Source organism: Pedobacter sp. (assembly GCF_035566355.1).
In the GTDB taxonomy this organism is placed as follows: Bacteria; Bacteroidota; Bacteroidia; order Sphingobacteriales; family Sphingobacteriaceae; genus Pedobacter.
On record NZ_DATMRL010000334.1, the window covers coordinates 1 to 4,934 of the forward strand.

General features: G+C 41.3%; 6 protein-coding genes. All 6 read right to left on the reverse strand.

The window, feature by feature from the left end; translation table 11 throughout:
* Window positions 1-772, reverse strand: a 772-nt coding sequence (locus VNZ46_RS12895) for a carboxypeptidase regulatory-like domain-containing protein (protein WP_325560516.1), incomplete at its 3' end; no start/stop codon positions are given.
* 185 nt (window positions 773-957) lie between these two features.
* Complete coding sequence (locus VNZ46_RS12900; protein WP_325560517.1) at window positions 958-1,917, reverse strand: FecR family protein; 960 nt, start codon at window positions 1,915-1,917, stop codon at window positions 958-960.
* Between the two features lie 73 nt (window positions 1,918-1,990).
* Window positions 1,991-2,551, reverse strand: a complete 561-nt coding sequence (locus tag VNZ46_RS12905) for an RNA polymerase sigma factor (RefSeq protein WP_325560518.1) — start codon at window positions 2,549-2,551, stop codon at window positions 1,991-1,993.
* 77 nt (window positions 2,552-2,628) lie between these two features.
* Window positions 2,629-3,759, reverse strand: a complete 1,131-nt coding sequence (locus tag VNZ46_RS12910) for a DEAD/DEAH box helicase (RefSeq protein ID WP_325560519.1) — start codon at window positions 3,757-3,759, stop codon at window positions 2,629-2,631.
* 54 nt (window positions 3,760-3,813) lie between these two features.
* Window positions 3,814-4,359, reverse strand: a complete 546-nt coding sequence (locus VNZ46_RS12915) for a TlpA disulfide reductase family protein (protein WP_325560520.1) — start codon at window positions 4,357-4,359, stop codon at window positions 3,814-3,816.
* Window positions 4,360-4,370: 11 nt separating this feature from the next.
* Window positions 4,371-4,934 (reverse strand): transferrin receptor-like dimerization domain-containing protein (locus tag VNZ46_RS12920; protein WP_325560521.1); only part of this gene is annotated, 564 nt, incomplete at its 5' end.

The window sequence follows — 4,934 nt, forward strand, 5'->3', positions numbered from 1 at the left end:
CCATGGTCAGGTTCAGATTGGGTATTATTCCTTGCAAGCCTTGCGCAAGATTGGGAACGGAACGGTTTTCCAGGGCTTTGGAAGTGATCTGATCTACTGCTCCGGTCAGGTTCTCTCTTTTCTGTGTGCCATAACCAACCACCAAAACCTCATTTAACGTGCCTGTTTGAGCGGTTAAGGAAACATTTAAAGAAGTGACCTGTCCTGGCTTAACCAGCACTTTAGTTTGGGTAGAAGAGGTATAAGAAACAAAAGAAACCACCAGGGTATAGGTCCCAGGATCTGCACTAATACTATAGCTCCCATCGGGCTTACTTTGCACACCTCTGTCCAGCTCCAGAATTTTAATACTTGCACCGGGCAAAGGTTCTCCTTTTTCGTCTACAATTTTACCACTAATGGTACCCGGCTCCTGATTCTTAACCAGGGTAATGATTCCGGGGACTTCTTCCTTAAACTGAATATCGGTTTCATTAAAAATGGCTCTGAGTATGGTGCTTATCTTTTCATTATTGAAATCTTTTGCTGTGATCTGGATTCTTTTCAACTTCAGGTAAGCCGGATCATAGGCAAAATCGACACCGCTTTTGAGCTGGAGCTGGTCCAGCACCTGGAGCAGGTTACCACTTTGGAAAGAAATATTCATTCTTTTATACAAAACCTGACCATTTGATGTGTTCGCAGAAAGGATCTGTGAACCGGCAATCAGGAAAGAATAAACAAGAAATGTAAAACGCATAATTTTCTGCGAGAGCAGTAAATATTTTTTCATCTGAAATAATAATTTTCTATCGCGGTGAACCAGTCTGAACAAGCATTTATTTCTTGCAAGCTCAGCAGGGTTTCTTATCTTTGATAGTATTGATAAATAAGATTTTTTAAGATCCAACAGACTGAGGGTCTCAAGCTGCTTGCTGTTGAATTTGTCATACCGGGCCTGCTACAGGTCCGGTTTTTTTAGTAGATCTCTATCCCATTTTTGGTCCTCCTGTATTTATTTTTATGTATGGAACAAATGACCTTGAGCGTTTCGTCAAACGAAAGGGTCGACCGGATGTGCAGGTTATACATGTAGGCAGCAACATTTCTGTTTCTGCTGCTTAGTTTAATTCCATAAATAGTTTTTACTGCCCGGGAAAGCTCTGCAAAAGAGGCATTCCTTAAACGAATCACATTAACGTACCATGCATTGTGTTCTTTTAATGGAAATTGACTTACTTTCCATTTTTTATCTTTTAGATTATAATTCAGGCGTTTACCATAGGTTAGCTTATCAAATACCTTATGGCCATCCCCTACTTCCACTTTTCCTTCACTTACGCTGATTTCGGCATCTGTCCCTTTAGACAAAGAAACGGCAAACTTAGTTCCCAATACCCTGGTCCTGATTTGCTGTGCTTTCACAATAAAGGGATGCTGAGGATCTTTGCTGACCTCGAAAAAAGCTTCGCCGCCGTCCAGATAAACAATTCGTTCAGGCTGCTGATCAAAATGGTCCGGAATTCTTAACCTGGTTAAAGGGTTCATTTGAATGATCGATTCATCTTCCAGTTTTACCTTTTTATATTCTCCTGCTTTTGTTTCAACGATGGTAAAGTTTTGAACCAATCCGGAGGTATTTGCTTTTTTGAAATAGGACCTTCCTGCAAAGACCGCAGGTACTGCCAGCGCAAGCATTGCTGCATATTTATAATATTTCCTGAAAAACAGTTTCTTTACCGGTGGTTGTGATCTTTTAGCTAAAATGCCAGTCTTTATATCTTCTTTAACCTTTCCTTCTGTTTCAGGATCGGCAAAATCTTCCATCAGTTCATCGTCATAAGAGGCATACCAGTCTTCTACGAGTTGTTTTTCTTTCTCGCTGGCTGTTCCATTAGCATATTGCTCCAATAGTTTTTTAAACTGATCTGCTTTCAATTTGGTACTTCTTTAATGACAAGTACCCGCTAAAGCCCAAATCTACTTTTCCAAATTGTTAAGCTTTTGTTAACTAATTAAGCGCAGGGGGAATTTTATCACGAAGGCCTTTACGGATTCGCCGCATGGCTTCTGAAAGATGATTGGAAACGGTTTGTTCTGCCAGGTTCAGCTGCTGGGCAATTTCTGCAATAGAGTGATGTGCGTGCCTTAACAGATAGGCATTGCGCATCTTTTCGGGTAGTTCTTTAACTTCTATTTCTATCAGTTTCTCCAGCTCATAATAACCGGAGAGTTCGTCCATAAAGACAAATTCATTTATTTTCTGCAGACTGTGTTCCAGCACTTTCCCTTCAACTTTTTCTGTTCTGAAGTAATTCAGGACCTGAAGTTTTACGGCGCCCATTAGAAATTGTTCTATCGTGGTGTGGATGACCAGGACATCCCGACGTTCCCAGATATTGATAAAAACAGTCTGAATGATGTCTTTGGCTGCTTCTTCACTCTTCGTCCGGCTGAGCGCCTGTAGATATAGTTTTTTCCAGTACAGATCGTACAGCAGGTCATAGGCAGCTTCATCTCCTTGTTTGAGCCGCTCAACGAGTTCTTCCTTTCTGGTACCGGTTTCCAACATGCCCAAAAGTAGAGAACAAATATAAACAGGATGTTAAATTGGAAACCGATTTAGAAGGCCTTCACTGTAACCTGGAGTTATCGGATATTTTCGCTGTCTATTAATTTCACCTGCTTACCCATTTTTTTCTGGATCACTTCAAAATGATGCAGCTCATTTTGGCTAACCAGGGAAATGGCATCGCCCATGGTATTTGCCCGACCAGTTCTGCCTATGCGGTGAACATAGTCTTTTGGCGACCGGGGCAGTTCGTAGTTAATCACAAAGGGAAGATCATCAATATCTATTCCCCTTGCCATCAGATCTGTAGCGACCAATATCCGCAGTTTACCTGATTTAAACTGATGTAAGGCCTCTGTTCTTGCGCCCTGACTTTTTTTACTATGAATGGCTTTTGCGTCTAAGTTATTTTTACGGAGTTTATTCACAACAGCATCTACCTGGTGCACCGAGGAAGCGAAAATCAGTACCTGTTTCATTTCATGATGAGCAATCAGTTGACGCAAAAAGGGGCCCTTTTTTTCCTCTGAAACAATATAAGCAACCTGGTTGATCAGTTCTATTGAATCCACCTTCTCTTCTACCTCAATCACAACGGGCTCATGCAATAGAATTTGATGGATATGCTGGATATCCTTGTTCAGGGTAGCAGACAAGAGTATATTTTGGCGTTTTTTTGGCAGAAGTGCCAAAATCTTGTCTACCTCTTCTTTAAAGCCCAGATTAAGGATCTTATCTGCCTCATCCAACACCAGGGTTTCAATACTGGAGAGGTGTACTGCATTCATATCTACCAGTTCCAATAATCGTCCTGGTGTTGCAACCAGGATATTTATACCTTGCAAAGCCATCATCTGAGGGTTAATAGAAACCCCTCCATATACAGCCAGTGTTTTAATGGACTCCGGCAATGCCTGGCTAAAAGTCTGGAATACATCTTTGACCTGAACTGCAAGTTCACGTGTAGGTACTAAAACCAATACATCCACATGGCGGTTTTTCACTCCAAAACTTTTTTGCACATTCATGAGCAGCGGCAAAACATAACTCGCTGTTTTCCCAGAACCTGTTTTGGCAATACCTAAAACATCTTTTTTATTTAATATGGCCGGTATTACGGTTTCCTGAATGGGCGTTGGTATAGTGAAATTCTGGTCTTTCAGTGCTTTTGTCAAAGCAGATGATAAACCTAGGGATATAAAAGGCATAGTACTCTGTTTTTGTGTAAAAGTAGCTAAAAGAAGCGGAAAGCCTTCAAATCCCTAATTTTTACTCAGCTGATCTACTGCATTAACGAGTTTACTAAATTCTTCCTTATCATACAAACGGGTGAGGAACTGTATGTTACCCTGCCGGTCAATCACGACATTCCTGGTCACTCCTGCTTTCTTGTCTGCAAATTTTTGAAAGATACCTGCGCCCGGATCAAGTGCCAGCGGATAAGTGATTTTCATATCCTGGTGAAATTTCTGCACCTTTTCCAAGGGCTCATCACGGTCAACCCCAATGAGCACCACGCCTTTATCTTTGTAGGCTTGCCAGATGTCGCGCTCCAGGTAGGGCATTTCCTCCCTGCAGACCGTACACCAGGAAGCGGTAAACTGCAGGATAACGATCTTCCCCCTCAATGCTTTGAGTGTTGTTTTTTTGCCATCCTGAAGGATTAGTTCAAAATCGTCAGGTGCTTTATCTCCAACTTTGACCAGATAGCCCCGGCTATCGCTGTTTGGATTTTCGAATTTCTTTTCCTGGGCAAAACCGGCAAGACTTGTTATCGCTATTGCGATGCTTAAAATAATTTTTTTCATGTTTTACAATTCTAATATATGGTTTTAAGATGATCGGTTAATTTGTTAATGGCGCTGGTTACCCGTTCAATTTCCTTGCCAGCTTCTTCATAATGTCCTTCTTCCAATGCTTCTCTGACACCTGGAATGGTTTTTACACCATAGCCGGTATAGAATCCGGGAGCATAAATGCTATGGCTGTACCAGGGCCTTCTTGGCAGTCCGGTTTCCAGCAATAATACTTTTTCAGCCTGATACAATTTCTCATTATTTTTTCGAAGTGAGGCTGCATCTGTTTTAAAATTATTTTGCCTTCTTGTCAATTTAGACGCTTCGTAATGTAAAGAATCGGCTGCCGCCAGTAAAGATGAAAAATCAATTTCAGGAACTGGTATTTTCCGTTTAGGCGAAATTACGTTTTCTTTAGGTACTGCTGCAAGACTGTAAATTCCTTTATCAATCAGCTCATTCTGTAAGGCATTTGCTTTCCTCTGAGTGGTCGCGAGTACAACCAGTTCATCCACATAATTCTTGATGGCTTCTGATAAGCCTTGAAAATCAAAAGGTAATTTCTCCGTGTCCGCTAAACGCAATAC

Coding starts and splice junctions, on each gene's coding strand:
- VNZ46_RS12910 (WP_325560519.1), bottom strand. CDS start 3,759: ATGCCTTTTATATCCCTAGGTTTATCATCTGCTTTGACAAAAGCACTG.
- VNZ46_RS12915 (WP_325560520.1), bottom strand. CDS start 4,359: ATGAAAAAAATTATTTTAAGCATCGCAATAGCGATAACAAGTCTTGCC.
- VNZ46_RS12905 (WP_325560518.1), bottom strand. CDS start 2,551: ATGTTGGAAACCGGTACCAGAAAGGAAGAACTCGTTGAGCGGCTCAAA.